General features: G+C 64.7%; 25 protein-coding genes. 8 read left to right on the top strand and 17 right to left on the bottom strand.

Going from position 1 to position 26,724, the window contains the following annotated elements:
* Positions 1–43: 43 nt before the first annotated feature.
* Together FJ490_RS04015 and mutL are read left to right on the top strand one after the other, a co-directional pair.
* Positions 44–946: a LysR substrate-binding domain-containing protein gene (locus tag FJ490_RS04015; protein ID WP_140515572.1), complete on the top strand. Its 903-nt coding sequence runs from the start codon at positions 44–46 to the stop codon at positions 944–946.
* A gap of 67 nt (positions 947–1,013) precedes the next feature.
* On the top strand, positions 1,014–2,891 hold the full coding sequence (mutL, locus tag FJ490_RS04010; RefSeq protein ID WP_140728240.1) for a DNA mismatch repair endonuclease MutL: 1,878 nt from the start codon (positions 1,014–1,016) through the stop codon (positions 2,889–2,891).
* Between the two features lie 246 nt (positions 2,892–3,137).
* On the opposite strand, the gene FJ490_RS04005 is transcribed toward mutL, so the two are convergent.
* On the bottom strand, positions 3,138–4,022 hold the full coding sequence (locus FJ490_RS04005; protein ID WP_140685770.1) for an EamA family transporter: 885 nt from the start codon (positions 4,020–4,022) through the stop codon (positions 3,138–3,140).
* 102 nt (positions 4,023–4,124) lie between these two features.
* Between FJ490_RS04005 and FJ490_RS04000 the strand changes: the two genes are divergently transcribed.
* Positions 4,125–5,051: a LysR substrate-binding domain-containing protein gene (locus FJ490_RS04000; protein ID WP_140728239.1), complete on the top strand. Its 927-nt coding sequence runs from the start codon at positions 4,125–4,127 to the stop codon at positions 5,049–5,051.
* A gap of 116 nt (positions 5,052–5,167) precedes the next feature.
* On the opposite strand, the gene FJ490_RS03995 is transcribed toward FJ490_RS04000, so the two are convergent.
* On the bottom strand, positions 5,168–5,710 hold the full coding sequence (locus FJ490_RS03995) for a hypothetical protein (RefSeq protein WP_140685771.1): 543 nt from the start codon (positions 5,708–5,710) through the stop codon (positions 5,168–5,170).
* A gap of 172 nt (positions 5,711–5,882) precedes the next feature.
* On the opposite strand from FJ490_RS03995, the gene FJ490_RS03990 reads away from it, so the two are divergent.
* On the top strand, positions 5,883–6,116 hold the full coding sequence (locus FJ490_RS03990) for a DUF2093 domain-containing protein (protein ID WP_140494196.1): 234 nt from the start codon (positions 5,883–5,885) through the stop codon (positions 6,114–6,116).
* A 92-nt stretch (positions 6,117–6,208) separates the two neighbouring features.
* On the opposite strand, the gene lpxK is transcribed toward FJ490_RS03990, so the two are convergent.
* The 6 genes from lpxK to FJ490_RS03960 all read right to left on the bottom strand — a co-directional run bounded on the left by lpxK (position 6,209) and on the right by FJ490_RS03960 (position 11,813).
* Positions 6,209–7,246, bottom strand: coding sequence for a tetraacyldisaccharide 4'-kinase (lpxK, locus tag FJ490_RS03985; protein WP_140685772.1), 1,038 nt, complete (start codon positions 7,244–7,246; stop codon positions 6,209–6,211).
* Position 7,247: 1 nt separating this feature from the next.
* Positions 7,248–8,564, bottom strand: coding sequence for a lipid IV(A) 3-deoxy-D-manno-octulosonic acid transferase (gene waaA, locus FJ490_RS03980; protein ID WP_140494199.1), 1,317 nt, complete (start codon positions 8,562–8,564; stop codon positions 7,248–7,250).
* Complete coding sequence (locus FJ490_RS03975) at positions 8,561–9,352, bottom strand: lysophospholipid acyltransferase family protein (RefSeq protein ID WP_140521674.1); 792 nt, start codon at positions 9,350–9,352, stop codon at positions 8,561–8,563. The genes waaA and FJ490_RS03975 overlap by 4 nt, the downstream gene beginning before the upstream one ends.
* A 5-nt stretch (positions 9,353–9,357) precedes the next feature.
* Complete coding sequence (locus FJ490_RS03970; RefSeq protein WP_140494203.1) at positions 9,358–9,603, bottom strand: DUF4170 domain-containing protein; 246 nt, start codon at positions 9,601–9,603, stop codon at positions 9,358–9,360.
* Positions 9,604–9,679: 76 nt separating this feature from the next.
* Entirely contained in the window at positions 9,680–10,483 is an 804-nt protein-coding gene (locus FJ490_RS03965; protein ID WP_140728237.1) for a 3'(2'),5'-bisphosphate nucleotidase CysQ, read from the bottom strand.
* Positions 10,470–11,813 carry a TldD/PmbA family protein gene (locus FJ490_RS03960; protein ID WP_140557090.1) on the bottom strand — a complete coding sequence of 448 codons (1,344 nt, stop codon included), beginning with the start codon at positions 11,811–11,813 and terminating at the stop codon, positions 10,470–10,472. Before FJ490_RS03960 ends, FJ490_RS03965 begins: the two co-directional genes overlap by 14 nt.
* Before the next feature lie 157 nt (positions 11,814–11,970).
* Between FJ490_RS03960 and FJ490_RS03955 the strand changes: the two genes are divergently transcribed.
* Entirely contained in the window at positions 11,971–12,387 is a 417-nt protein-coding gene (locus tag FJ490_RS03955; protein ID WP_140494209.1) for a VOC family protein, read from the top strand.
* A 26-nt stretch (positions 12,388–12,413) separates the two neighbouring features.
* Here FJ490_RS03955 and epmA read toward each other — a convergent pair whose 3' ends face one another.
* Entirely contained in the window at positions 12,414–13,460 is a 1,047-nt protein-coding gene (gene epmA, locus FJ490_RS03950) for an EF-P lysine aminoacylase EpmA (protein ID WP_140624609.1), read from the bottom strand.
* A gap of 123 nt (positions 13,461–13,583) precedes the next feature.
* Here epmA and efp point away from each other — a divergent pair, with 123 nt between their 5' ends.
* On the top strand, positions 13,584–14,153 hold the full coding sequence (gene efp / locus FJ490_RS03945; protein ID WP_140494213.1) for an elongation factor P: 570 nt from the start codon (positions 13,584–13,586) through the stop codon (positions 14,151–14,153).
* A 37-nt stretch (positions 14,154–14,190) separates the two neighbouring features.
* Here the strand turns inward: efp and FJ490_RS03940 are convergent, their stop codons facing one another.
* Complete coding sequence (locus tag FJ490_RS03940; RefSeq protein WP_140728236.1) at positions 14,191–15,090, bottom strand: HNH endonuclease; 900 nt, start codon at positions 15,088–15,090, stop codon at positions 14,191–14,193.
* A gap of 171 nt (positions 15,091–15,261) precedes the next feature.
* On the opposite strand from FJ490_RS03940, the gene FJ490_RS03935 reads away from it, so the two are divergent.
* On the top strand, positions 15,262–15,804 hold the full coding sequence (locus FJ490_RS03935; RefSeq protein WP_140624607.1) for a dihydrofolate reductase family protein: 543 nt from the start codon (positions 15,262–15,264) through the stop codon (positions 15,802–15,804).
* 97 nt (positions 15,805–15,901) lie between these two features.
* Here the strand turns inward: FJ490_RS03935 and FJ490_RS03930 are convergent, their stop codons facing one another.
* From FJ490_RS03930 to FJ490_RS03910, 5 genes are all read right to left on the bottom strand, one after another.
* A complete protein-coding gene (locus FJ490_RS03930) occupies positions 15,902–16,771 on the bottom strand; it encodes a patatin-like phospholipase family protein (RefSeq protein WP_140494217.1) in 870 nt (289 codons plus the stop codon).
* On the bottom strand, positions 16,768–18,144 hold the full coding sequence (locus tag FJ490_RS03925) for a pitrilysin family protein (RefSeq protein ID WP_181165171.1): 1,377 nt from the start codon (positions 18,142–18,144) through the stop codon (positions 16,768–16,770). Before FJ490_RS03925 ends, FJ490_RS03930 begins: the two co-directional genes overlap by 4 nt.
* Positions 18,145–18,146: 2 nt before the next feature.
* Positions 18,147–19,529 carry a pitrilysin family protein gene (locus tag FJ490_RS03920; RefSeq protein ID WP_140557097.1) on the bottom strand — a complete coding sequence of 461 codons (1,383 nt, stop codon included), beginning with the start codon at positions 19,527–19,529 and terminating at the stop codon, positions 18,147–18,149.
* A gap of 140 nt (positions 19,530–19,669) precedes the next feature.
* Entirely contained in the window at positions 19,670–20,224 is a 555-nt protein-coding gene (gene rsmD / locus FJ490_RS03915) for a 16S rRNA (guanine(966)-N(2))-methyltransferase RsmD (RefSeq protein WP_140624605.1), read from the bottom strand.
* Positions 20,221–22,110, bottom strand: a complete 1,890-nt coding sequence (locus FJ490_RS03910) for a pseudouridine synthase (RefSeq protein WP_140728235.1) — start codon at positions 22,108–22,110, stop codon at positions 20,221–20,223. Before FJ490_RS03910 ends, rsmD begins: the two co-directional genes overlap by 4 nt.
* Positions 22,111–22,292: 182 nt before the next feature.
* Here FJ490_RS03910 and FJ490_RS03905 point away from each other — a divergent pair, with 182 nt between their 5' ends.
* Positions 22,293–22,742 (top strand): nucleoside deaminase, encoded by a 450-nt coding sequence (locus FJ490_RS03905; RefSeq protein WP_140522168.1) that lies wholly within the window; start codon positions 22,293–22,295, stop codon positions 22,740–22,742.
* Positions 22,743–22,784: 42 nt separating this feature from the next.
* Here the strand turns inward: FJ490_RS03905 and FJ490_RS03900 are convergent, their stop codons facing one another.
* A complete protein-coding gene (locus FJ490_RS03900) occupies positions 22,785–23,462 on the bottom strand; it encodes a hypothetical protein (RefSeq protein ID WP_140728338.1) in 678 nt (225 codons plus the stop codon).
* Between the two features lie 203 nt (positions 23,463–23,665).
* Positions 23,666–26,629 carry an isoleucine--tRNA ligase gene (gene ileS / locus FJ490_RS03895; protein ID WP_140728234.1) on the bottom strand — a complete coding sequence of 988 codons (2,964 nt, stop codon included), beginning with the start codon at positions 26,627–26,629 and terminating at the stop codon, positions 23,666–23,668.
* Positions 26,630–26,724: the final 95 nt, after the last annotated feature.

The raw sequence follows: 26,724 nt of genomic DNA, 5'->3' as shown, positions 1-26,724 counted from the left end.
ATGTGACGCTGGAAAATCCTGATCTCTTGTATAAGCTCTGCTTATGCGAAACCTGCGCCACCTCCTTCCCTCGGCCGGCAGCCTGATCGTCTTCGAGGCGGCGGGCCGCCTGTCGAGCTTCACCGCCGCCGGGCGCGAGCTCGGCATGACCCAGGCCGCCGTTTCCTACGCGGTGCGCGGGCTGGAGGAACAGCTCGGCGCCAAGCTGTTCCAGCGCCGTCACCGGCAGGTCAGCCTGACGGAGGCCGGCGAGCGTTTCCACGCCGACGTTTCGCTGGGCCTGTCCCACATCCGAAAGTCGGCGGAGGATCTGCGCCTGCAGGCGACCGGAGGCCACGTGACGCTTGCCGCCTCGACTGCGTTCGGCTCCTTCTGGATGATGCCGCGGCTGCAGCAGTTCCGCGACGAACTGCCGGGCATTGATCTGCGCATCCAGACCGCCGACCGCGACCTCGACATCATCGCAGAGGGGATCCCGCTTGCCGTGCGCGGCGGCGAACCGAGGGACTGGCAGGACTATCATTCGCTGCCGCTTGCCGACGAAGAGATCTTTCCCGTCGCCGGCACCAGCTACGCGGCGAAGTTCGGCCTGCCCAAATCGGTCGCGGAACTGGCCACGCACCGTCTCATCCATCTCGAGGAGCCCTATCGGGAGGCGGCGAGCTGGAATGAGTGGTTCGAATCGGCTGGCGCCCGTCTCGGCGATACCGCGCGCGGCCTGCGCATCAACGACTACGGGCTGGTAATCCAGGGCGTCATGGAAGGGCAAGGCATCGCGCTCGGCTGGCGCCACCTTGCCGAGCGGATGCTCGCGACGGGACTGTTGGTGCCGGTGACGGACCATGTGCTCAGGACCGGCAAGGCGTTCTATGTCATCTGGCCGAGGAACCGGGAGCTTAGCGAGAATGCCCGCAAGGTACGGGATTGGCTGGCAGCGCAAGCGTGAGGTCGTTCACTGTTTTCACCGTACTTCACCCTCGCCCGCTCGGCACGAATCCGCCTATACTGTCATCATGCCCATACGCCAGCTTTCCGAAACGATGATCAACCAGATCGCCGCCGGCGAAGTCATCGAGCGTCCAGCAAGCGTGGTGAAGGAACTGGTCGAGAACGCGCTTGATGCCGGTGCGGGAAAAGTCGAGGTCGTCACGTCAGGCGGCGGGTTGAACCTGATCCGTGTCACCGATGACGGCTTCGGCATCCCCGAACAGGAGCTTTCGCTGGCAGCCGCACGCCATTGCACCTCCAAGCTTGCCGAAGACATCCACGACATCCGCTCGCTCGGTTTTCGCGGCGAGGCGCTGCCGTCGATCGGCTCGGTGTCGCGGCTGTCGATCCGCTCGCGCACGGCGGCAAGCGACAGCGCCGCCGAGATCGGCATCGAGGGCGGCAGGATCTCGCCCGTCAGGCCGGCGGCGGCCAATCGCGGCACCACCGTGGAGGTGCGCGACCTTTTCTTCGCCACCCCGGCAAGGCTGAAATTCATGAAAGGCGAGCGCGCCGAAAGCTCGGCGACCAGCGACGTGGTCAAGCGCATCGCGATCGCCTTTCCGACCGTTCGCTTCACGCTCAGCGGTTCCGACCGCTCGACGCTTGAATTGCCGGCGACCGAGGACAGCGCGGACGGACGCCTGCGCCGCATCGCCCAGGTGATGGGGGCCGAGTTTCCCGACAATTCCATTGCCATCGATGCGATGCGCGAAGGCGTGCATCTGACCGGCCATGTATCGATCCCGTCCTTCACCCGCGCAAACGCGCTGCAGCAATATGCCTATGTCAATGGCCGGCCAGTGCGCGACAAGCTGATCGCCGGCGCTATCAGAGGCGCCTTCGCCGACGTCCTGCCACGCGACCGCCATGCGGTCACGGTGCTTTTCCTGACACTCGACCCGGCGATCGTCGACGTCAATGTCCACCCAGCCAAGGCCGATGTCCGCTTCCGCGACCCCGGCCTGGTGCGCGGGCTGATCGTCGGCGCCATCCGTCAGGCGCTTGCCGAAGCCGGCATCCGCGCCGCCACTTCCGGTGCCGCCGGCATGATGGCGGCGTTCCGGCCGGGAGCGGCGTCATATGCCCATGGCGGCCCGGCCAATGGTCACCGCAGCTACGAAGCGGCCTACCGCGCCTCGGGCTCTGCCGGTTTCGACCACGCACGCTCGCCGCAACGGCCACTCGACATGGAGTTCCAGGGTTCAGGATTCGAACGAAACGGCGGGTTCGGCGAAAACGAGCAGGCGGCGTTCGATGCCGGCCCGATCGCCAGCGCCGACGCCCGGGCGGGACAGGGCGAAGCGGCGGAGACGCTGCTTGACACGGTGCTCGGTGCGGCACGGGCGCAGGTGCATGAGAACTATATCGTCGCCCAGACGAGGGACTCACTTGTCATCGTCGACCAGCATGCCGCGCATGAGCGGCTGGTCTACGAGGCGTTGAAGAACGCGCTGCACGCGCGCGCCGTGCCGTCGCAGATGCTGCTTCTGCCGGAGATCGTCGACCTGCCTGAAGAGGATGCCGAACGGCTCGCCACGCATTCCGAAACGCTCGCCCGCTTCGGGCTCGGCATCGAGCGTTTCGGGCCGGGCGCCGTGGCCGTGCGCGAGACACCGTCGATGCTGGGCGAGACCAACGTCCAGCAATTGGTGCGCGACCTCGCCGACGAGATCGCCGACAACGACACCGTCGACACGCTGAAGGAAAGGCTGGACAAAATCGCGGCGACCATGGCCTGCCATGGTTCGGTGCGTTCCGGCCGCCTGCTCAAGGCCGAGGAGATGAACGCGCTGCTGCGCCAGATGGAGGCCACGCCCGGCTCCGGCACCTGCAACCACGGCCGCCCGACCTATATCGAACTCAAGCTGGCGGACATCGAAAGGCTGTTCGGGCGGCGGTGAAGGCTGCCTGCGAGGTTTGCCGGTGCAGCCCCCACCCCGCTGCTTCGCAGCGACCCTCCCCACAAGGGGGAGGGTGAGGAAGCGCCCTGCCCATCTACAGGAAAGCACTTTTATGAGGACGCGGAAAAGCGGAGTTCCCTACCTCCCCCTTGTGGGGAGGTCGGACCGAAGGTCCGGGCGGGGGTCCGAAAAGAGCCGCTTCCAAGCGGCTCTTTTCGAATCAAGAAGTGACCCCAACTCCCTGGTTCACCTCTTCAAATTCACCACGATGACGCCCCCTAGCGCCAGCGCGCCGCCAAGCAGGCCGAGCAGCATCGGGACTTCGCCCAGCCAGAAGAAGCCGATCAGGGCGGACATGGGAGAGACCAGATAAAGGAAGTTCGAGGCACGCGCCGCAGGCAAGCGCGAAAGCGCCGTCGCCCAGGCGGCATAGGCGATCAGGCTCGGCACGACGCCGAGATAGATGACCGCGCCCAGCCCCGCCATATCGGCGACCGCCGCCTGCGAAAAAGCTACCGGCAGGAAGGGCGCCAGGCAGAGCGCGCCGAGCACCATATTCGAGGCCGCAATGGTCAGTGGATGGTGGCGGGCGAACAGCGGCTTCTGGACGATGGTGTTGACGGCCGAACAGAGCGCCGATCCCAGCACCAGGAGCGCACCCGTGTCGAAATGCAGGCCCTGTCCGTCGGCCATGGCGATAATGCCGATGCCGCTGAAGGAAATGGCAGTACCGACCCAGGCCATCGTCGAGAATCGTTCGCCGAGCAGCGCCATCGCCATGATGGCGGTGAAGATCGGGCTGACATTGATGATGAATCCGGCAGCACCGGCCGAAACCGTCAGTTCGCCGAAATTGAGCATGGCGGTGTAGAGCGCGACGAAAACGGCGCCGCCAAAGGCAAGGCGCCACAACTCGCCTATCCGCGGCAGCGTCGGCCGCCTGACAGCAAGGAAGATCGCCGCAGGTACCGCGGCGATGGCAAAGCGCAGGGCGCCGAGTTCGAGCGGCCCGAACGCGGCGAGGCCGGCCCGGATCGCCGGAAAGGCGGAGGCCCAGCCAATCACCGTCAGCGCCACCGCTACGGCCGCGGTGGTGTCCATCCGCTGTGCTGGATTCAACGTGCTCGTCATTGCCCTCGTCACATCGTCCTCCCGTTCTTTCGCCTCTCGATGGGGACAAAACCCATTTTCGGGCCAATTGACAAACGACCAAATCGAGGATCAGCTGTGACTATGGATCACAGCTTAGACGGCATCTTGCCGCTCGAGACACTGCGCGCCTTCGATGCAGCGGCACGCACGGGGAGTTTTTCGGCAGCCGCGCAGAGGCTCCACCTTACCCATGGCGCTGTCAGCCGGCAGATTGCCAAGCTGGAGGACTGGCTTGGCCTGAAGGTTTTCGAACGCGCGGCGCGCGGCGTGACGCTGACGAACGAAGGCAATCGCCTGCATCTCAGGACCACAGAAGCCTTCGCGTTGATCTCGGTCAATTCGGACCGTTGGGTTGAACCGCGCGGCACCGCAGTGGTGCGGCTGGCTTCGATCCCTTCGGTGAGCGGCTTGTGGCTGATGCCACGCATGGCGGCGCTTGAGAATGATCCCACCCGCCTGCGCATCGTGCTGGATGTCGACAACCGCCAGGCCGATCTCGCCGACGAAGGCATCGATCTGTCGGTGCGCTGCGGACGCGGCCGCATCCCGGGCCGCGTTTCGATGCAGTTGTTCGAGGAGTATCTGTTTCCGATCGCCTCGCCGAGCCTCGCGCCGGAGATCGGCTGCGGCGACCCGGCCCGGCTGCTCAAATTCCCGCTGATCAACGATTCCGACGCATCCGGCTGGCGCGCCTGGTTCGCCGCGCAGGACATGGATTACCGGCCGCGCCCGCAGGACCGCCGCTTCGAAGACTACAATCTGGTGCTCGATGCCGCCGCACACGGCCTGGGCATCGCCCTGGCGCGCCCGCCGCTCACCGAACACCAGATACGGTCGGGGCGCGTAGTGGCCGTCGACGATCGTGTTGTGCTCAATCCCGTTTCCTACTGGCTCGATCGTCCCGCCGGAAGGCCCCGCGCCGCTGCCGCCGACCTGTCGCGCCGCATCGCGGCGCAGGCCGGTGTGTCGGCGGAAAAGATCGAACACTTCATCGAAGCCGACACGTAGGTTTCAGAGCAGTTCACCGTTTCACGGAAACGGCGAACCGCTCTATGTCTTTGTTTTGCGCAATTCCATAGGGAAAGCGCTACGCGCTTTTCCCGGGAAAACCGTACACACTTGCTTTAGCGAATGGCCAACCAGACAAATGCAATGAGCGCGGCAACCAGCAGGCCCGTTGCGATGGGGCCGATGCCGACCGCGCCTTGTTCGCGATTCCCCGGTGCGGCTCCCTTTGGTTGGCCGCTCATGCACCCCGGCACCACATTGTCGGCTGACGCCTTTTGCACGACGGATACCCGGGGCGAGACGAACGCCGGCCACGAGAGCGGCGCGGGCCGTGCAGCCCCACCGTCTTCGGCTCTTGTGACCGCCACTGGCACGCCGCGCTGAGCCTCGTCGCCTGGCGACGCCTGCTTACGCGCCGAAATCTCGGAAACGGCCTTTCCGGCGGTGTCCATGTCCGGCTCCATCGCCGCCTGATAGGCCCGCACGATCTGCGGTGCGGCCAATTGCTGCGACGTCTCGGCCGACGCGGGCGGCAGGGCCGCCAACGCTTCCAAGGCCGGTTGCGGGCGCAAGACCGGTAGCGGCGGTCGCAAGGCCACCTTGACCAGCGCTGCCTTGAGCGCATCGGGTTTCGCCGACGGCACCGCCTGCGGCGTCATCGCCTCCTTGAGCAAGGAAGCCGGCCGAGCGGAAGAAATGTCCATGATGTCCCCACCAATGGTACTCTTCGGCTCATCAAATAGGATATCAGCATTGCCTCGAGCTTGTCCCATGCTTGACCTTGCCGGCAATTTGTGGCGATGAACTCGGCATGAAGCTCGGCACCAAAGCATGATGAACCGTTTCGAAGGCCCCGGCGGCAAGGAAGCCCGTATCCGCTATCTCGACGGCGACTTCCAGGTGACGAGCCCCGGCGCGTTCGTGCGCTGCGCCGTGACCGGCGAAAGCATTCCGCTCGATGAGCTGAAGTACTGGAGCGTCGAGAGGCAGGAGCCCTACATCAACGCCGCGGCCTCATTGCGCCGCGAGATCGAGGCGCATCCGGAATTGCGCAAGCGAAGCTGAGCAAATCCCGGAATGCGCAGCGGTTTCTATCCGCCGTTGCGTAAAAACCAAGAAGCAGAGCGGGTCGGCGATTCCATCGAAGGCTGAACGCCTTAGCCCTTAAGCTTAAGCTTAAGCTTACGCTGGCGCCAGGCATCGAGCGTCTCCTCGATGATACGTTCGGGAACGTGGTCGAGCTCGAAGACCGCGTCGATTTCCAGCACGTCGAGACGATCGAGAAAGTCCTTCGAAGCGCCGTGGCGCAGCCGGGCGGCATCCTTGGCCGTGGTGATGAGGCCGAGCCCTTCGGCGCGCGCGGTGGCCGCCAGTTCGGCAAGCTCATCCTCGGCGTAGAAATGATGATCCGGAAACGGCCGCTTCAAAGCCACCTCGCCGCCGGCCTCCTCTACCGTGTCGAAGAATTTCTCGGGGTGGCCGATGCCGGCGAAGGCAAGATAGCGTTTGCCGGCGAGGCGTTCCTTGCCGCTCGGCTCGGTGTGAGCCTCGAAGATCGGCCGGCCGGCGCGCGCCGCCTGGCGCACCACCGCGTCGGCGGCGGTGCCGTCACCCATCTTCAGCAACCCGCTGGTGAAGACCAGCTGATCGACGACCCTGGCCCTGAGCGGCCCGCCCGGGATGACACGGCCGTTGCCAATGCCGTACCGCGCATCGACGACGACCAGCGCATAGTCGATATGGATGCGCGCGCTCTGGAAACCGTCATCCATGATCAGGAAATCGCAGCCATGATTTTCCATGAGCAGTCGGGCGCCGGCGGCGCGGTGCGGCGTCACTGCCACGGGCGCGTGTTCGGCCAGCAGCAGCGGCTCATCACCGACATGCCTGGCGCTGTCGTGTTTGATGTCGACGACATGCGGCTCGGCGAAGGAGCCGCCATGGCCGCGCGAGAGGAAACCGGGTTTGAGCCGCATGCGCCTGGCGTGTTCGGCCATGGCGATCGCCACCGGCGTCTTGCCCGTTCCGCCGACGGTGAAATTGCCGATGCACAGAACCGGCGCTTCGATCTTCTCGCGCCTGGCCCGCCGCATGCCACGTCCGGCGACAAATGCATAGGCTGCCGACAGCGGCGACAGCGCGAAAACGCGCCAGTCCGGCTCCTCCCACCAGAATGGCGGTGCTTCGGAGGCCATTTTAGCGCCCGTTCGCGCCCTTCAGGCGCGCCTTGACGACCAGTGGCTGGATGTAGGGCTCAAGCGACTTCAGCGTGCGCGCCAGCGCGCCGCGCATCTCATCGACGGTCGCGGCGCCGGCCGCCATCATCTCATGGCGTGCGACTTCGTTGGTGAGCAGGAAGTTGACCGCACCGGCCAGCATGTCGCGGTCGCGCACCAGCTTGGCGCCGCCGCTGTCGAGCAGGCGCTGGTAGGCCTCGCGGAAATTCTGCACGTTGCGTCCGGCAAGGACCGCCGTCTCGAGCATCGCTGGCTCGAGCGGGTTCTGGCCGCCTTCGGAGGTGAGCGAACGGCCGACAAAGGCGATCTCGGTCATCCTGAGATAGAGCCCCATCTCGCCGATCGTATCGCCGAGCAAGATGTCAACGTCGGGCCCGATCCTGTCGGCCTTGCTGCGCCGCGCGACCTTGAGGCCCATGCCGGAAATCTGCTCGGCCAGGGCCCCGGCGCGGTCGGGATGGCGCGGGACGACGATCGTCAGCAGGCCGTGGTGACGCTTGTGCAGCATCGCATGAACCTCGGCGGCAACAACTTCCTCGCCGTCATGGGTCGAGATCGCCGCCCAGGTCGGACGGCCGCCAATCTGCCGCTGCAAGGTGGCCAGCGCCCGTTCGTCGACGGGCGGCGGGTTGGTGTCGACCTTGAGATTGCCGGAAACGGTTACCGGCCGGGCGCCGAGCGCGCGGAAACGCTCGCCGTCGACATCGGACTGGGCAACGACATGGGCAAGGTTCTCGAACAGCGCCTCGGCGATGTTGGGGCGCTTCTTCCAGGACGTGAAGGAGCGGTCGGACAGCCTGCCATTGACCAGAACCTGCGGCACGTGGCGGGCGCCAAGCTCGAGAATCGTCATCGGCCAGATCTCCGATTCGGCGATGATCGCCAGATCCGGCTTCCAGTGGTCGAGGAAACGGCTGACCGCCGGCTTGAGGTCGAGCGGCACATACTGGTGGATGATGCGGTCGCCCAATCTCTCGTCGGCGACCTTGGCCGACGTTACGGTGCCGGTCGTCAGCACGATATTGACGCCGTAGTCGAGTATGCTCTCGACCAGGGGAACGACAGCTATGGTTTCGCCGACGCTCGCGGCGTGGATCCAGATAACAGGCCCATCGGGGCGAGGCCGGCCGGCGACGCCGTAGCGTTCGCGGCGGCGGTTGCGGTCTTCCTTGCCGCGCGAGGTGCGCCAGGCAACATAGGGTCCGACCAGCGGATAGGCGACAGCGCCCGCCAAACGATATGCCGTCAGCATGGTACGCGCCCAGCGACCGCTCATCGCGGGGCATCCACGAGACGGTAGGCCTCGGCGGTCGCGGCATTGAGCGAGGCCGTCACTTCGAGGCGCTTGCGCTCCATCTCGGCGTCATCGGCATTGGCCGGCACGAAAACCGGTGTACCGATGATGATGGACGAGCGGCCGAACGGCAGGTTGATGGTCGTCTTGTCCCAGCTCTTCTCCAGCACCTTGCGGCGGCTGGTGGCAATGGCCGCCGGCAGGATCGGCCGGCCGGAGAGCCGCGCCAGGAGCACGATGCCAAGCCCCGCATCGCGCGGCGTGCCATGGGGGATGTCAGCGATCATGGCGACGTTCTTGCCGGCGACGAGCGACTTTTTCAGGGCGATCAGCGCCTTGGCGCCGCCCTTGTCGAGATGTTTGGCATTATCGCGCCCGCCGGAGCCGCGTACGGCCTCGATGCCGAATCTCTCGATCATCAGGGCGTTGAGTTCGGCATCGGCACTGCGCGACACCATGGCGACGAGCGGCCTGCCCTTGGGGTAGTAGGCCGGCGTCAACAGATGCTGGCCGTGCCAGAGCGCAATGATGCCGGGCTCGAATTGGGCATAGGCACCGCCGGTCAATTTCGCCGATCCGTCGACGACGCGGTTGGTCAGGCGCACCAGCCGAACGAACTGCGCCAGCAGGCCGACGATGATGTTCTTGACGAATCGCGACTGCGCCAGCGGCTTGCGGATCCTGCGCCAGAAGGCCTTGGTGGCGCGGCTGCGGCCCCTGCCCGTCGGCGTAGCCTGGCCGGGCGGCGCTTTCGCCAGATCATTATCCATCGAAGTCAACCGACAGCCTTGTGGTCGGGGTCCAGGAGCCGATGCAGGTGCACGACGAAATAACGCATATGGGCATTGTCCACGCTGGCCTGCGCCTTGGCTTTCCATGCCGTATGGGCGGATTGATAGTCGGGATAGATGCCGACGATGTCGAGCGCGTCAAGATCGCGGAATTCGGTGCCGCCAAGCTTCTTCAGTTCGCCGCCGAACACCAGGTGCAAAAGCTGTTTCTTTCCGTCTTCCGCGGCCATTTCGGTCCTTCACATATTGTGAGTTTGTGACAGGTCTAGACCAAAGCCGCCGACTTTGGAACCTTCGATAATGCTTTCAATCATCCAGTCCGGCAATGACGCCCACGAGCACCGCCAGCAGTTCACCGCTGCCGGCGGCGAGCGCGCCGTGGCGGGTCACCTCGCCGGCATAGAGCGGCGCGCGGCCATGCGGGTCGAGCAACTGGCCGCCCGCCTCGCGCAGGATAAGGTCGGCGGCGGCGATATCCCAGTCGTGCGCGTTCGGCTTTACGAAAGTGGCATCGAGCGTGCCGTTGGCGATCATTGCCAGGCGATAGGCAAGCGAAGGGCTGTAGGGCGCCCGCTTCAGCCGTTCCTGCCAGCCGGCCGGTATCCTGTCGAGCAACTGCTTCAATCCGGAAATTTCGGCCTTGTCGCCGGGCTGGCGCACCGCGATGCGCCTGCCGTTACGGAAGGCGCCCTGACCAGGCAGCGCCCAGTAAGTCTCGTTAAGCGCCGAACACTCGAGCACGCCGGCAAGCGAACGGCCATGCTCCACGACGGCGACGCTGACACACCAGGTGCGCTGGCCTTCCAGGAAGCCGCGGGTGCCGTCGATCGGATCGACGACAAAGGTTCGGCGCGCCGAAAGCCGCACTGGATCGTCGACCGTCTCCTCGGAGAGCCAGCCATAATCCGGTCGCGCCGCAAGCAGGGTCTGGCGCAAATACGCATCGGCGGCGTGATCGGCCTCGCTGACCGGCGACGTGCCGCCTTTCATCCAGACTTGCGGACTGTTGCCGAAGTAGCGCATCGCGATGGCACCCGCCTCGCGGGCAGCATCGCGCAGCAGCGGCAGATCCTCCGTGGCGCCGGTCGTGGTCAGATCATGCTCCGGCAAGGGTCATGCCTTCGATCAGCAGCGTGGGGGCAGCGGTGCCGAAATTGCGATCGAGGTCGCTTGCCGGCACCATGTTGAGGAACATCGTCTTCAGGTTGGAGGCGATCGTGACTTCGGCCACGGGATAGGCAAGCTGGCCGTTGTCGATCCAGAACCCCGAAGCGCCGCGGCTGTATTCGCCGGTCACCATGTCGACACCTTGCCCGAACACCTCGGTGACGTAGAAGCCGGTCTTGAGTGACGCAATCAGTTCTTCTGGCGAGCGCTCACCCGGCTCGATGGCAAGATTGGTCGAAGACGGCGAGACAGAGGAACCGCTGCGCGAACCGCGTCCATTGGTGACGAGACCCAGTTCCCGCGCCGCCGAGGTGGACAGGAACCAGTGGTTGAGCACGCCGTTCTCGACCATGAAAAGCTTGTCGCCTTCGACGCCTTCGCCGTCGAACGGACGCGAGGCCTGGCCGCGCCGCCTCAGCGGCTCGTCGGTGACGGTAATGGCCGATGCAGCCACCTTTTTGCCCATCATGTCGCGCAGGAACGACGTCTTGCGCGCGACGGCAGCGCCGTTGATGGCGCCCGCGAGATGGCCGGCAATGCCGCGCGCCACGCGCGGATCGAACACCACGTCGACCGGTCCGGTCGCGGCCTTGCGCGCGCCGAGCCGGCGCACGGCGCGTTCCCCGGCCTTGCGGCCTATGTCTTCCGGCGCATCCAGGTCGGCAAAATGCTGGCGCGAGGAGAATTCATAATCGCGCTCCATGCCGGTACCCTCGCCGGCGATGACGCTCGTGGAGCGCGAGAAGCGCGAGGCGACATAATGGCCGAGGAAGCCGTGCGAGGTGGCCAATACCAGCCCTCCGAGCCCGGCGCTGGCATTGCTGCCCGCCGAATTGGTCACGCCTTTGACGGCCAGAGCCGCCGCTTCCGCGGCCAGTGCCGCTTCCTTCAACTGGTCGGCCGATACTTCTGTTGCATCGAACAGGTCGAGATCGCGCGTCTGCCTGGCCAGCAGCGCCGGATCCGCGAGGCCCTGGTTGGGATCTTCGGGAGAGACCATGGCCATGGCGACGGCACGTTCGGCAAGCGCCTTCGGGTCGGACGCGGCAGTAGCGGAAACACTTGCCACCCGCTGGCCGACAAAGACACGCAGCGAAACGTCGTCGCCTTCCGAGGCCTCGGTGTTTTCGACCTTGCCCAGCCGCACCGACACACCGGTCGAGCGGCCACGCACCGCGACGGCATCCGCGGCATCGGCGCCAGCTTTTTTGGCAGCCTCGACCAGGGCCGCGACGCGGTCGGTCAATCTTGATGCGTCCGATATATCGCTCATGCGCGTGATCCTGCTGTTGCGGCTGGCCCGAGAGCCGCCGTCCCCCATCTATTGTTCCGGTCCGGCTTGTGCAATGGCACAAGCTTCAATCAAAATGCATCGGTTCAGCCGCCCATCGCGAAGCGCGGCACCGCATCGCCAGCACGGAGCATTTCCAATGACGCCTTTCCATCTTGCCTTCCCGGTCCGTGATCTCGATGAAACACGCGCTTTCTATGGCGAGGTGCTGGGTTGCGCCATCGGCCGCTCTTCGGAGACCTGGGTCGATTTCGACCTGTTCGGCCACCAGATGTCGGCGCATCTGCGGCCACCGGCCGCGCCGGCTGCCAGCGACGGCAAGGTCGACGGCATGGCGGTGCCGATCCCGCATTTCGGCGCCGTGCTTTTGATGGATGACTGGCAGCGGCTTGCCGCGCGGCTGGAAGCACGCGCCGACATAGACTGGCTGGAGCGGCCGATGATCCGCTTCAAGGGAGAGCCCGGCGAACAGGCGACGCTGTTCATCCGCGATCCCTCGGGCAACGCGCTGGAATTCAAGGGCTTTCGTTCGCTGGAGCAGATTTTCGCGCATTGACATGGTGCAAGCCGTGGCGCGCGGACTCAGGACCCGGCAACAGGCGTCCAGATCACATCCTCGATTTTTTGCGCGCCCGTGGCCAGCATCGCCAGCCTGTCGAAGCCGAGCGCGATGCCGCTGGCCTGTGGCATGACCGCGAGTGCCGCGAGAAAATCCTCGTCCAGCGGATAGCGCTCGCCATAGACGCGCTCTTTCTCGTCCATTTCCATGATGAAGCGCCGGCGCTGCTCCTCGGCGTCCGTCAACTCGCCGAAGCCGTTGGCAAGTTCGACGCCGCAGCAATAGAGCTCGAAGCGCTCGGCGACGCGGGGGTCGCGTGGGCTCGGTCGCGCCAGAGCCGCCTCGGCGACCGGGTACTCGCAAAGGATGGTCGCGCGGCCGATACCGAGATTGGGCTCGATCTTCTCCACCATCACCCGGCTGAACAGGTCGGCCCAGCCGTCGTCGGGCGCGGTACGCAGGCCGGCACCGATCAGGGCCTGATGGAGCGAATCGCGGTCGGTGATGCCGTCGGCGCTGACCGTCGCAAGCAGATCGATCCCGGCATGGCGCGCGAAGGCGTCCGCCACCGTCAGCCGCTCCGGCTCCGCGAAAGGATCGCAGTCGCGGCCGCGAAAGCTGAAGCGCGTGGCCCCTGCCCTTGTCGCGGCCAGCGCCAGCAGATCCGCGCAATCCCGCATCAGGCTCTCATAGGCTTCGCCGACCCTGTACCATTCGAGCATGGTGAATTCGGGATGGTGCAAAGGGCCACGCTCGCGGTTGCGATAGACCGGGCCGAAGCTGAAGATCCTGGTCTCGCCGGCAGCGAGCAGCTTCTTGCAGGCGAATTCCGGCGACGTGTGCAGATAGAGCGGCTTGCGCTGCCCGTCCGGCGCGACCGCCTCGGTTGCGAAGGCCGCCAGATGCGCCTCGTTGCCGGGCGATATCTGCAGGGCCGATGCCTGCACCTCGATGAAATCGCGACGGGCGAACCAGTCGCGCAAGGCGGCGGCAAGGCCGTTGCGCAGCATCAGGCGCGAACGGCGATCGGCATGCACATGCGGCGTCCACCAGGGCGAAGCGGCGGTCATGGGCGGTTTGAAGGCGCGCTGGTTCGCGTTGGGGGCTGGCGGTTCGCGCCGAGATGCGCTAGGCCCCCATCCAGCGCCGCGCAAGCCGGCAAACGCCCGTCAACTCTCGCAGGATAAAAAACCGTGGTGAAAGTCATCGCCAGTTCGCTCCGCAAAGGCAATGTCGTCGACAAGGACGGCAAGCTTTATGTGATCCTCTTTGCCGAAAACATCCACCCAGGCAAGGGCACGCCCGTGACGCAGCTCGACATGCGCCGCATCGGCGACGGGGTGAAGGTTTCGGAACGCTACCGCACCACCGAACAGGTGGAGCGCGCCTATGTCGAGGAGCGCGAGCACACCTTCCTCTACGCCGACGGCGAAGGCTATCACTTCATGAACCCCGAGACCTACGACCAGGTGGCGGTGTCGGAAGCCGTCGTCGGCGATGCCGCCCCCTATTTGCAGGAAGGCATGCCGGTTCAGGTCTCCCAGTTCAACGGCATCGCCATCTCCCTGGTGCTGCCGCAGCGGGCCACCTTCGAAGTGGTCGAGACCGAGCCCACGACCAAGGGCCAGACGGCGTCCTCTTCCTACAAGCCCGCCCTGCTCTCCAACGGCGTGCGCACCGCCGTGCCGCCGCATATCGCGCCAGGCACCCGCGTGGTGGTGATGACGGCCGATGGGTCCTATGTGGAGCGCGCGAAGGACTGAGGCGAACTCTTACGTCTACCCGGAAGCCAGCGCCGCCTCACTGTTTGAAACAGTGTTCGCGATGCCATTGCAGGAAGCGAGGATGTGGGCGCTCGACCTGCCGACGGGGTGGAAGCGCGCGGCGGCTCCTGTTTATGAATCCCTGCACACTCTCCAGGTCGTTAACCTGCCTTGATACCAGTATTTCCAGATCATCGGACAGGCTGATCAATCCGCGATCGAACATCCAATGCGCTGTGCCGGATAGCGCGATGCCATTGTTGACGATGTCGGGTCCGTTCTTTTCAACCGGTCGAATGTGGGCGGCAGAAACTTCCGCCCGGCCGCCGCCATTTATCAACTTGAGACCTGAGATCGCGCAACGCTCGTCATAGGCGCGCAAGACAACGCGACGAAAAATGCGATCCCGCACAATTCGCGATCCGATATAGCTTACACGACTACGGCCCTCCTCGAACTGGAATGGAGCCTTTTCGTCCTGAAACCCGGATGAAATGCCGATCTGATCCACACGTGGCAGCAACGGCTCATGGTCGTCAAAGCCCAGATCGATAATGCGATTGAAGTCGCTTGGACTGATTGGTCGGACGGCCGATTGGGCGCGAGCAGAAATCCTTCCTTGGTCGTTAAGCAGGCCGCGTTCAACGAGACCATCCGTCCCATTGAAGGGAACAGGAGTGGCCAAATCGAGGTAGGTTCCCGGCTCAATCAGAGCCAGATACATACCAAGCGCTACTGGATCTGGGAGAACCTGCTGGACCTTGGCTACGGCGAAATAGCCACGGGTATCGTCTACTTTGCTAGGTTCGTAGTAGATGATCCAGTCACCGACGCATGCTTCCACACGACGCAGATACTGGCTAGGAAACTGATATCGCTCAGCGGGACTGTCATCGTAGATCGAATCTGACCGGTGAATGAAGACCCCGAATCCCATTATCTTCCTGCAGCTTGGGGGATACCCGTGGAGATGTAGCACCAAAACTCGATCTTGGGAGCTTACTCTACCTTGAGAAACTCCCCTCTCCGATAAACTTCCCCGGATTTTTACAGAGCTGTCGCAAATGGCTCGCGCAGTTCGTCCTTTGGGTGAAGAAGGAGAACGCCAATGAGAAAGCTTATCGTCACCGAATTCATCAGCGTCGATGGCATCGCCGAAGTCGAGAAACTGCCTGGCGTGACCTGGAACGACGAGATGAACAGGTTCAAGGAGGACGAGCTGGCTGACAGCGGCGCCATGCTTTTGGGACGCACAACCTACGAGATTTTCGCCGGCTCGTGGCCGAGCGAAACCGGAGACTTCGCCGACCGGTTCAACGCGCTGCCGAAATACGTCGCGTCCAGCAGTTTGAAGGTGCTCGACTGGAAACCGGCCGAGCTGCTCAGGGGGCCGCTGCCGGAGGCGGTCAGGACACTGAAGCTAGGTAGCGGCGGCAACATCTATGTGCATGGCAGCCTCAGCGTCGCACAGGAACTGTTGCGCCATGGTCTGGTCGACCGCGTCAGGCTGCTGAGCTACCCCGGCACCGTTGGCCAAGGCAAAAAGCTGTTTCCGGCCGGCGATCCGGTGTCGCTTGAGTTGATTTCCGCCAAGCCATTCAGCAATGGGGTGGTGGCGCTGGAGTATGCGCCGGTGCTGGCGAAATCGTAATCGGTTAGAGTGCCCTTCTTCCAGAGAGGACTGGAGGGCGCCTGGCTTTCGGGATCAAAACTATAGCGGTGACGTGAGGCAACGTGTGGACCTCGCGTCACCCGGTCTGCTTTCCCCGTCTTTGCTCGACAGCAGCACTTTCCCTAGCCTCCACAACCCTCTCCACCTCGCGCTTCAGCTGGTCCTTGATATCCGCCGTCTCGGTCATCAGGACCTCGATCTTGAGGAAGTCGAGCACGCGGTATTTGGACACCGCCGGGCGGATCAGGATGTCGGGCTGGCACTGCTTCAGCTTGTTGGCGATGATCGACTGCATCATCAATTGAGTGGCGCCGAACATCAGGTCGACGGAGGTCGGCCGCCTGTGGTCGGCCTCTTCCGGCGCGCCGACCACGTCGACGCCGATGATGATGTCGGCATCATCCTCGATAAGGTCGAAGGGCACGGGGTTGTAGATGCCGCCGTCGATCAGCAGCCGGCCGTCGCGCATCACCGGGCGGAACACGGCAGGAATGGCCGCTGACGCCGCGAGCGCCGAATGCAGGTCGCCTTCGGCGAACACGGCCAGCTTGTGGCCGAAATAGTCCGTCGCCGTCACCTTCAGCGGGATTTTCAGCTCGGCGAAGGTTTCGGGAATGGCTTCGGGCAGGAATGCCTTGAGGATGCGTTCGACATTGAACTGGCTGACGCGGATGCCGGCCTGCATGGCCTCGGCGATCGTGCCGGGCCGCGCCCGCCACATGCGGCTCGCCACCTCGGCGCGACGGCCGAGGATCGAGCGGGCATAATCATGGATGTCCTTGCCGGTCATGCCGGAGGCCATGCCGGCGCCCATGATGGCGCCGATCGACGAGCCGGCGATTGCGACCGGCCTGATGCCCAGTTCGTCCAGCGCCTCGATGACATGGATGTGCGCCAGACCGCGCGCGCCGCCGCCGCCAAAGGCGATGCCGAAGGTGAGGCTCATCCCTTGTTGGCTCCGGCCAAGGGCGGTCCGACGACCATGATGGTCGGCTCGGCCGACAAAAGCTTCTTCGCCGCGGCCTTGACCTGGTCGAGTGTCACTGCGTTGATGAGGCCGGTGCGGCGCTGAATGTAATCGACGCCGAGGTCGTCGAGCTGCAGCTCGACCAGGGTCGCGGCGATGGCGCTGGAGGAGTCCAGGTTGTTGATGGCGTAGGCGCCGATCATGTATTTCTTGGTTGCCGCCAGTTCCGCGTCGGTCGGGCCGTCTTCGGCAAGCCGCTTGACCACGTCCCGCACGATGCCGAGGGTTTCGGCGGCCCGGTCCGATCGCGTGCCGGTGGTGACGATCAGCGCGTCGGCATGATCCTGGTTGATCAGCGAGGAATTGACGCTGTAGGCCAGCCCGCGCTTCTCGCGCACCTCCTGGAACAGGCGCGAGGTGAAAGTGCCGCCGCCGAGGATCTCGTTCATCAGAACCGCGGGGAAGAAATCCGCCGCCTTGCGCTTCACGCCGGGCCAGGCAAGCTGAAGCGAGGTCTGTGGCAGGTCGTAGTCGACCTCGATATGCCGCGCCAGATTCGGCTCGACGTCGGCAACCGGAGCGAGCGCCTGGTTCTGCGGCAGGTTGCCGAACACCATGTCCAGTTTCTTCTTCAGCATTTCCGGGTCGATGGCGCCGACCACCGCGACATGCAGCCCGCTCCGCGCGAAGACCGCCTTGTGCAGCGCCTTCAGATCGTCCCGTGTGATGGCGGCGATGCTCTGCCTGGTGCCCTGATCGGAGCGCGAATAAGGATGATCGCCATAGAGCGCGCGCGCCCATCTGTCCTGCGCGATCGTGTCGGGGTCGTTCTCTCCGGCGATGATGCCGGACAGGATCTGAGCGCCGATGCGATCGATCGGCGCCTGGTCGAAACGCGGCTCGTTGACCGCCAGCCGCAGCAGGTCGAACGCCTCGTCGCGCTGCTCGGCCAACATGCGCATGGAACCGTAGATGCCGTCGCGGGTCTCCTCGAAGCTCATCTCGGCGCCGGCGTCGTCGAGCTTCACCTGGAAGGCGTCGCTGTCCAGAGGGCCTGCGCCTTCGTCGAACAGACCGGTCATCAGATTGGCCAGCCCTTCCTTGCCCGGCGGATCCTGCGTCGAGCCGCCCCCAAAGACGAAACGGATGGCCACCATCGGCACCGAATAGTCTTCGACCAGCCAGGCGGTGACGCCCTTGGGGGAGGTGACCTGCTGGATGTCCATGGCGCGGGCGGCAAGCGCCGGCAGGACCAGGAAGAAGATGGAAAGGAGCAAAGTGACAAGCGCTGCGCGTGCCCTCCCTTCTCCCCGTTTGGGAGACGGGAAAGAGCCGTGTTGCTCGCTCTTCATCATCAATTCCCCGCCTGTTGCTGCGGCAAGAGATAGCCGGTCGTCGACCGGGCCAGCACCAGATAGCGCGCGGCGACGGCCTTGATCTCGCCGGGAGTGATGTTGCGGATGCGCTCCGGCCATTGCTCGATGTCCTGCACATTGCCGCCGGTGGCAAGCTCGGCGCCATAGATATTGGCCATCGAATCCTGTTTGTCGCGGGCGAAAACCATCGAGCGGACATAGCGGTCCTTGGCCTTGTCCAGCTCCTTGACGGTGACGCCTTCCCTGGCGATGCGCACGACCTCCGCGTCGACGGCCGCCTCGACATCGACGAGCCTGGCGTCGCCGCGCGGCGTGCCATAGACGGTGAAGTTGGTGTCGTCCAGCATGGTGCCCTGGAAATAGGCCCCGGCGTTGGAAGCGATGCCTTGCCTGACCACCAGCGCCTGATACAGCCGGCTGCGGTTGCCGCCGCCCAGTATTTCCGCCAGCAGGTCGAGCGCCTCGGCTTCGCCGGGCTTGGCCGTGTGGTAGGACGGCACCACCCATTGGGTGGAGAAATTCGGCACGCTGACGCGGGCGTCGGACAGCGTCACCGTGCGCCTGGTGTTCTGCTCCGGCTCGACCGGGCGGACGCGCGGCGGCAGGTCGGGCCCGCGCGCGATCTTGCCGTAGGTTTTCTCGGCCAGAGCCTTGACCGTGTCGGGCTCGACGTCACCGGCCACGATCAGCACCGCGTTGTTGGGCTGGTAGTATTTGTTGTAGAAGGCGATGGCGTCGGTGCGGTTCAACTGCTCCATCTCCTGCATCCAGCCAATGACCGGAATTCGGTAGGGCTGGTTCTGCCACAGCGTGGCGTCGAGTTCCTCTTCGAGCACCGCCTCGGGACTGTTGTCGATGCGCGAACGGCGCTCCTCCAGGATGACGTCGCGCTCGGTCTTGATGACATCGTCGGTGAGGATGAGGTTGCGCATGCGGTCGGCCTCGAAGCTCATCATCAGCTCGAGCGCCGACGGCGCCACCGTCTCGTGGAAGGCGGTGTAGTCGTAGGAGGTGAAGGCATTGTTGGAGCCGCCTATGTCGGAGACGGCGCGGTCGAACTCGCCGGCGGCGTGATTGGCCGTCGCCTTGAACATCAGATGCTCGAAGAAATGGGCGATGCCGGATTTGCCTGGCGGCTCGTCGGCGCTGCCCACCTTATACCACACCATATGGGTGACGATCGGTGAGCGATGGTCGGGAATGACGACCACTTCCATGCCATTGTCGAGCAGAAAATCCGTTACCTTGAACTCGGCCGGCCGCTTGTCGGCGGCGAAGGTCGCCGGGGCCAGTCCGGCAATGACCAAAGCCAGCGATGTGGCCAAGAGCGTCTTGCGCAGCCATTCAGCCTGAAATGTCATCAATGGCTCCGGTTTCTCATGACGGACGATAGGCGGCGAGCCGATGTTGTGAAAGTGAATTGTTGATTACTGGCATGGCACGACCTGCTCCCCTGGGAAGAGGGCTCGCATTCCATCTTCGCCCGCAAATGAAGCTTAACTCAGGCGGCCTCGACAAGCCGGATCAGCGTCTCGCCATAGTGGCGCTCGTCGACAACTGAAAATCCCGGTCCCGGCTCGAAAGGCGCCGCCGCTGCCTCCTCGACCACGCACAGCGCGCCGGGACGCAGCCAGCCGCCTTGCTTGGCCGACCTCAGCGCGCGTTCGCCAAGACCCTTGCCGTAAGGTGGATCGGCGAAAACGAGGTCGAACGGCGCCAGCGTGCCGGCCTCGCCCAGAGCCGTCGCGTCGCGCCGGAATATCTTGGTGCGGCCGGTCAGGCCGAAGGCCTCGACATTGTCGCGGATCAGGCCGCGGCCTTCGGCCGACTCCTCGATGAAGACGCCATAGGACGCGCCGCGCGATAGCGCCTCGAGCCCGAGCGCGCCTGTGCCTGCGAACAGGTCGAGCACGCGCGCGCCCTGCAGCCGATCGGCAAAGCGATGCGCCAGCACATTGAAAACAGCCTCGCGGGTGCGGTCGGTGGTGGGGCGGATGGCGCTGCCGCGGGGCGTCGCCAGCGGGCGCCCGCGAAACTCGCCGCCGACGATCCTCATTTCGCCCTTGGACCCTTGGAACCGCCGCGCGGCCGCTCGCCGCCGCCACCCGGACGTTCGCCACGCGGCTTGCCGAACGGCTTGGGGCCGCCCGGCTTGCCGCCGGGCTTGCCATAGGCCGGCTTGAAAGACGCCTTGCGGGCCTTGGCCTCAGCGGCTTTGGCAGCGTCCGCTTCCGCCCTGCCCTTGCCGATTGGGCGCGCGCCCGGCGCCATCCAGACATTGGCCTTGCGCTGGCCGGGCGGCTCGATCGGCCGCTGCTCGCGCTCGGATTTCTTGCCGCCCGGTTTGCCGCCAAAACCACCGCGCGGCTTGTCGCCGAAGCTACCGCGTTCGGGTCTCGGGCCGCGGTCGCCAAAGCTTTTTTCCGGCCTCGCGCCTCTGTCGGGGCTGGTCGACAGTTTGCCCAGCGCCTCGTCACGGCTGCCTTCGCGGCGCTTGCGGTTCTTGATCAGGCCGCCCTCGCCGATCGGCCGGTGGTCACCCTCGCGCGAAAATCTCGGCCGCTCGGCCTCCTCGCGCCGCGGCTCGACCCGCCGCACCGGCAGGTTGGAAAACGGCTTTGTTATCTCGGCATCGAAATTGGCACCGGATTCCTCTATCAGGCGTTCGCCGAGCTGATCGCGCAACACCTTGCCCTTGATCTCCAGCACATGGCCTTCGGGGAGCTCGTCGAGCTGGAACGGGCCGTAGGAGATGCGGATCAGCCGCGTCACGTCGAGGCCGAGCGCGCCGAGAATGTTCTTGACCTCGCGGTTTTTGCCCTCGCGCAAGCCGATGGTCAGCCAGGCGTTCGAGCCTTGCTCGCGATCGAGGCTCGCCTCGATGGCGCCATAGAAGACGCCGTCCACGGCAATGCCTTCGCGCAAACCCGCAAGCGCACTTTCCTCGACCTTGCCATGGACGCGCACCCGGTAACGGCGCAGCCAGCCGGTGGCCGGCAGTTCGAGCACGCGAGACAGGCCGCCATCATTGGTCAGCAACAGCAGGCCTTCGGTGTTGATGTCGAGCCGGCCGATGGTCATCAGCCGGGGCAATTCAGCCGGCAGCACATCGAAGACGGTCTTGCGGCCCTCGGGGTCGCGGTTGGTGGTCACGACACCGGCAGGCTTGTGGAACAGGAACAGCCGAGTGCGCTCGATCGGCGGGATCTCCATGCCGTCGAGATGGATGATGTCGCCCGGCATCACATTGAAGGCCGGCGAAGACAGAACCCGGCCGTTGACCTTGACGCGGCCGGCCGCGATCAACTCCTCGGCGTCGCGGCGCGAGGCAAGCCCGGCGCGAGCCAGCCGCTTGGCGATCCGCTCGCCGGCTTCCTCGGGCGCCTCCGCAGGACGGGGACGGGACTTGAAACCGCCTTGCGGCCGGTCGGCAGCGAAATCGCGCTTCGGACGGTCTGCGAAATCGCGCTTCGGACGGTCAGAGAAGTCGGGCTTGGGCCGATCGGCAAAATCACGCTTAGGACGATCGAAGCGTCTTTCACCCGCCGCACCTTCAGCCGCCATTGGCCGCCCGCCGCGCGGTGTATAGGGCTTGCGCGGGCCTTCGTGGTTTTCATAAGACTTGCCTTGCGGACGCGGATCCTTGTTGAAGGGCCGCTCCGGGCGCCCGCCTTCGCCGCCTTCGCGCGGCTTGTACTCACGCTTCTGGGGCCGTTCGCCATCGGCGGCCATCGGCCGCTCGCCGCGCGGCGCGTAGGGTTTGCGCGGCCCTTCGTGCTTTTCGAAGGGCTTGCCGCCGTCGCCACGCTTGGCAAACGGTTTCTTGGCGCCGAAGGCTGGCTTCCCGCCTTTGCCGGCATCGCGCCCACGCGCGCCCGCCGGTTTCGGACCGCTTTTGCCCGGACCCTTCTGGCGCGGAGATTTCTTGTCGTTGTCGTCCATGTGGCCTTTGTCCGTTTGCGCTGCTACAGCGTGGCGCATCCTTTCGGGCGCGCAACGAACGCTGTAGCATTTTTGATTTGGCGCATGATCATTTCCGAAAACCGTACCCGATTTTCGAGGTTATGCGCTCAATAACAGGATCACCGTCGAGTGGCGAGGAGATAATCGGAATGGAAACCCGCGTGAAGCGGCCCGATTTCATGGCGCTGGCGCTGGAGGAGGCGCAAGCGGCAGCCTCGCGCGGCGAAGTGCCGGTCGGCGCCGTCATCGCCAGCGCCGGCACGGTCGTGGCCAGTGCCGGCAACCGCACCCGGGAGCTTGCCGATCCGACGGCCCATGCCGAGATGCTGGCCATCCGCGAAGCCTGCCGAAGGCTGTCGAGCGAGCGGCTCACCGGACACGATCTCTATGTGACGCTGGAGCCTTGCGCCATGTGCGCCGGCGCCATCTCCTTCGCCAGGTTGCGCCGGCTCTACTTTGGCGCCGCGGACGAAAAGGGCGGCGCGGTGGTCAACGGCGTGCGCTTCTTCGCTTCGCCGACCTGCCATCACACGCCCGACATCTATGCGGGCATCGCGGAGGCCGAATCGGCCCTGCTGCTGAAGGATTTCTTTCGGGAACGCCGCGACTGAACGGGGTGCGACACCCGTCAGCAAAGCAAATGCGCCCCGCTTTTACAGGGACGGCAGCCAGTCGAACCAGCCACCCTTCTTGCCTTCCGCCTCTCTCTTCAGGCGGCGTTCCTTTTTGTACTCGTCTTCGCCGAGTTCGTTTTGCGGCGCCGTGCCGGATGCGACGCGATAGGCAAGGGGCGGTTCGCTCAGATATTTGCGGGTATTCGGATCGCCCTGCTTGCTTTCGGCAAGGCGGCGCTGGATATCGGCGGCGCGGCCCTTGTCGGAATCGGCAGGCGTCCAACGCGGCGGGTGACTCGAGCCGGATTCTTCCATTGCCTTCTTCACCGAGGCGGGATCCGTCTGCACGTCGTCGACGATCTGCGACTGGTAGGACGGATCATCCTGGTGTGCGGTGGCGTCGGCGCGCAGGCGGGCACGGCGCTGCTCGGGCGATTCTGGCCATTCGGCGCTTGCGGTCTCGATGCTATCCTGTGGCGCCGGCAGCGTTTCCTTCTGACCAGGCGCGGGCTTCACCAGGGTGGGACGCGGCTTGTAATCGATGTGTTCCTTGCGCTTCGGCGCGAACGAAAAAGCGCCCGTGAGATCGCCGGCCAATTGTTCGCCGGCGGTCTTGTCGGTGCCGTAGGTCGGAGAACCGACACAGCCGGACAGAGCGAGCCCCGATGCGACAAGCGGCGCCAACAGCGCGAGGCGCGCGTTAAATCTCTCGGTCATGCCAAAAAGTCCCACTCTAGACAGCCTCTCGATCGCCGCCGGTCCCAAGGTCCGGTCCCCATCGTCCAAGCACTTGCGCCGAAAATCCGGCGACAATTTGTCTTCCGGAGTTTCGCGTGTTTACCTCAACCACTCGTTAAGGGCAACGCGCGGACGGATTTGCACCGACCGGCGTGGCATTTGTGCACCGATATGCCTGGCCTTCAAAGCCGGCCGAGCGCCCTAAGCTCATGCAGCACGGCGGCGTCGCGCGCCGAGACATCGGGAAAGGCAGGATCCTGCCCGACATCGGCGGTGTAACGCCACGACCGCGCGCATTTGACCAGGCCGCGGTCCTCGGCTTTTTCGATCACCACGGCGACGCCCTTGACGTCTTCGAGCGTGAAGGCGCCTTGTTGCACCTCGCCATGGGCGATGATGAGATCGCTGGTGATCGCCATTTCGGCCATGTCGACATCCGATATCGCCGCCTCGAGCGCCGCATCGTCGATGGTGACGACGGGAACCGCTTCCAGCGACGAGCCGATCACCTTCTGGGCACGCGCGATTTCCAGCGCACCGGTGACGACGCGGCGCACCTGCCGCACCTTACGCCATTTCTCCGCCAGCGCCTCGTTCTTCCAGTTTTCCGGGATCGCCGGGAACTGATCGAGATGCACCGAGACGGCATCGGGATGGCGGTCGAGCCAGGCCTCTTCCATGGTGAAGGGCAGCATCGGCGCCAGCCATCTCACCAGGCAGTCGAAAAGGTGGCGCACCACCTGCACCGAGGCCTTGCGCTTCGCGCTCGACGGCGCATCGCAGTAGAGCGCGTCCTTGCGAATATCGAAATAGAAGGCCGACAACTCGACCACCATGAAATCGAGGAGCGCACGGGTGATGCGCTTGAACTCGAAGGCATCGTAGCCCTGGCGCACCACCTCATCGAGTTCGGCGAGGCGATGCAGCATCAGCCGTTCCAGCTCCGGCATCCCTTCCAGCGGCACCTCCTCGCCATCGTCATGGGCGAGCGTGCCCAGCATCCAGCGGATGGTGTTGCGCAGCTTGCGGTAGGCGTCGATGTTGGTCTGCAGCACGTTCTTGCCGAGCCGTTGGTCTTCCCAATAGTCGGTCGTCACCACCCAGAGCCGCAGGATATCAGCGCCGGACTGCTTGATCACGTCCTGCGGGACGACGGTGTTGCCGAGCGACTTCGACATCTTGCGGCCGTCCTCGTCCATGGTGAAGCCATGCGTGACGACGGTATCGTAGGGCGCCCTGCCCCTGGTGCCGCAGCTTTCGAGCAGTGAGGAGTGGAACCAGCCGCGATGCTGGTCGGAGCCTTCGAGATAGACGTCGGCCGGCCATTTGAGATCGGGACGATCCTCCAGCGTGAAAACGTGGGTCGAGCCTGAATCGAACCAGACGTCGAGGATGTCCGTCACCTGCTTCCATCTGGAGGCATCGTAATTGCCGAGGAAACGGTCCTTGGCACCGGCGGCGAACCAGGCATCGGCGCCTTCTTTCTCGAAAGCGTCCATGATGCGCTGGTTGACCGCCTCGTCCTGGAGCACATTGCCGTCGGCGTCGGCGAAGACCGCGATCGGCACGCCCCAGGCGCGCTGGCGCGACAGAACCCAGTCGGGCCGTTCCTCGATCATGGCGCGGATGCGGTTCTGCCCCGCCCCTGGCACGAAACGGGTGTCGTCGATCGCCTTCAGCGCACGGCTGCGCAGCGTCGTGCCGTCGCCGAGGTCCTTGTCCATGTGGACGAACCATTGCGGCGTGTTGCGGAAGATGACCGGTTTCTTCGACCGCCAGGAATGCGGATAGGAGTGTTTCAGCCGACCGCGCGCGAACAACGCGTTGCGCTTGATCAGCTCATCGATGACCGCTTGGTTGGCATTGCCCTTCTTGCCGTTGTCGTCAAGAACGCGCGCCGCGCCACCCTCACGATCCGGACCGAAGCCCGGCGCGTCCTTGGTGAAAAAGCCGGCATCGTCGACGGTGAACGGGATCGCGGTGTCGACGCCGCGCGCGCGCAGGTCCGGGGCCGCGTCCATCCAGGCGTCGAAATCCTCGCGACCATGGCCCGGCGCCGTGTGAACGAACCCGGTGCCCGCATCATCGGTGACATGGTCGCCGGCAAGCATGGGCACCGGAAACTCGTAACCGCCGCCAAGACCCTTGAAGGGATGCGAAAGCGTAAGACTTCCAAGCTCTTGCGCCGACACGCTGCGAAGACGATTCAAGGTGACTTTGGCCTTGACCGAAGCCTCTTCGGCCAGCGTATCGGCAAAGATCAGCTTTTCGCCCGGCTGCGGGCCGAAGGCGTTCTCGGCTGCCGTGACCTCGTAGAGACCGTAGTCGATGCGCGGCGAATAGTTGACGGCACGGTTGCCGGGGATCGTCCAAGGCGTCGTCGTCCAGATGACGACATGGGCCTGCAGCAGATCGAGAGCGCCCTCGGTCAGTGCGGCCTCTCCGTCAGCCACGGGGCGCACCAGACTGGCGACCGGGAACTTCGCCCAGATCGTATCCGACTCGTAGTCCTGGTATTCGATCTCGGCCTCGGCGAGCGCGGTGCGCTCGACGACACTCCACATCACCGGCTTGGAGCCGCGATAGAGCTGGCCCGACATGGCGAATTTCAACAGTTCGCCGGCGATACGCGCCTCGGCGTGGAAGGCCATGGTCGTATACGGGTTCTTGAAGTCGCCGATGACGCCAAGGCGCTGGAATTCCGCCCCCTGAACGCCGATCCAGTGAGCGGCGAAATCCCGGCATTCCTTGCGGAACTCGTTGACCGGCACCTCATCCTTGTTCTTGCCCTTGGCGCGGTACTGCTCCTCGATCTTCCATTCGATCGGCAGGCCGTGGCAGTCCCAGCCGGGCACGTAATTGGCGTCGCGGCCGCGCATCTGGAAGGAGCGGTTGATGACGTCCTTGAGAATCTTGTTCAGCGCATGGCCGATATGGATGTTGCCGTTGGCATAAGGCGGGCCGTCATGCAGCACGTATTTCGGGCGACCGGCGGAGGCCTCGCGCAGCTTGCGGTAGAGATCCATCTCCTGCCAGCGCTTGACCAGCACCGGCTCCTTCTCGGGCAAACCGGCACGCATCGGGAAATCCGTCTGCGGCAGGTAAAGCGTCTTGGAATAGTCGATCGTTTCAGCTGTATCGGTCATTGGTCTGCCATTGTGGATTGCCCGGCGGCAAGGGAGCTCGGGCCTGAACTATCATGATCTGGAAAAAGCGCGAGGGGTCGCGCGCAAGATTCCCG

It is taken from the genome of Mesorhizobium sp. B2-5-11 (assembly GCF_006440835.1).
GTDB lineage: Bacteria > Pseudomonadota > Alphaproteobacteria > Rhizobiales > Rhizobiaceae > Mesorhizobium.
The sequence above is the reverse complement of the archived record's forward strand: the minus strand, read 5'-3'. Positions and strand labels throughout refer to the sequence as shown.

Excerpts from the sequence above, each read along its gene's own strand:
- FJ490_RS04015 (WP_140515572.1), top strand. The coding sequence starts at position 44 with ATGCGAAACCTGCGCCACCTCCTTCCCTCGGCCGGCAGCCTGATCGTC.
- FJ490_RS03970 (WP_140494203.1), bottom strand. The coding sequence starts at position 9,603 with ATGGCCGCGGAAGACGGAAAGAAACAGCTTTTGCACCTGGTGTTCGGC.
- FJ490_RS03900 (WP_140728338.1), bottom strand. The coding sequence starts at position 23,462 with ATGACCGAGAGATTTAACGCGCGCCTCGCGCTGTTGGCGCCGCTTGTC.
- FJ490_RS04005 (WP_140685770.1), bottom strand. The coding sequence starts at position 4,022 with ATGACGAGCACGTTGAATCCAGCACAGCGGATGGACACCACCGCGGCC.
- waaA (WP_140494199.1), bottom strand. The coding sequence starts at position 8,564 with ATGAGCGGTCGCTGGGCGCGTACCATGCTGACGGCATATCGTTTGGCG.
- FJ490_RS03960 (WP_140557090.1), bottom strand. The coding sequence starts at position 11,813 with ATGAGCGATATATCGGACGCATCAAGATTGACCGACCGCGTCGCGGCC.
- FJ490_RS03975 (WP_140521674.1), bottom strand. The coding sequence starts at position 9,352 with ATGGATAATGATCTGGCGAAAGCGCCGCCCGGCCAGGCTACGCCGACG.
- FJ490_RS03920 (WP_140557097.1), bottom strand. The coding sequence starts at position 19,529 with ATGACATTTCAGGCTGAATGGCTGCGCAAGACGCTCTTGGCCACATCG.
- FJ490_RS03990 (WP_140494196.1), top strand. The coding sequence starts at position 5,883 with ATGATGAACCGTTTCGAAGGCCCCGGCGGCAAGGAAGCCCGTATCCGC.
- mutL (WP_140728240.1), top strand. The coding sequence starts at position 1,014 with ATGCCCATACGCCAGCTTTCCGAAACGATGATCAACCAGATCGCCGCC.
- FJ490_RS03910 (WP_140728235.1), bottom strand. The coding sequence starts at position 22,110 with ATGGACGACAACGACAAGAAATCTCCGCGCCAGAAGGGTCCGGGCAAA.
- FJ490_RS03930 (WP_140494217.1), bottom strand. The coding sequence starts at position 16,771 with ATGAGCCTCACCTTCGGCATCGCCTTTGGCGGCGGCGGCGCGCGCGGT.
- FJ490_RS04000 (WP_140728239.1), top strand. The coding sequence starts at position 4,125 with ATGGATCACAGCTTAGACGGCATCTTGCCGCTCGAGACACTGCGCGCC.
- epmA (WP_140624609.1), bottom strand. The coding sequence starts at position 13,460 with ATGACCGCCGCTTCGCCCTGGTGGACGCCGCATGTGCATGCCGATCGC.
- FJ490_RS03935 (WP_140624607.1), top strand. The coding sequence starts at position 15,262 with ATGAGAAAGCTTATCGTCACCGAATTCATCAGCGTCGATGGCATCGCC.
- FJ490_RS03925 (WP_181165171.1), bottom strand. The coding sequence starts at position 18,144 with ATGAAGAGCGAGCAACACGGCTCTTTCCCGTCTCCCAAACGGGGAGAA.
- ileS (WP_140728234.1), bottom strand. The coding sequence starts at position 26,629 with ATGACCGATACAGCTGAAACGATCGACTATTCCAAGACGCTTTACCTG.
- FJ490_RS03995 (WP_140685771.1), bottom strand. The coding sequence starts at position 5,710 with ATGACGCCGCAGGCGGTGCCGTCGGCGAAACCCGATGCGCTCAAGGCA.
- FJ490_RS03955 (WP_140494209.1), top strand. The coding sequence starts at position 11,971 with ATGACGCCTTTCCATCTTGCCTTCCCGGTCCGTGATCTCGATGAAACA.
- lpxK (WP_140685772.1), bottom strand. The coding sequence starts at position 7,246 with ATGGCCTCCGAAGCACCGCCATTCTGGTGGGAGGAGCCGGACTGGCGC.
- rsmD (WP_140624605.1), bottom strand. The coding sequence starts at position 20,224 with ATGAGGATCGTCGGCGGCGAGTTTCGCGGGCGCCCGCTGGCGACGCCC.
- FJ490_RS03940 (WP_140728236.1), bottom strand. The coding sequence starts at position 15,090 with ATGGGATTCGGGGTCTTCATTCACCGGTCAGATTCGATCTACGATGAC.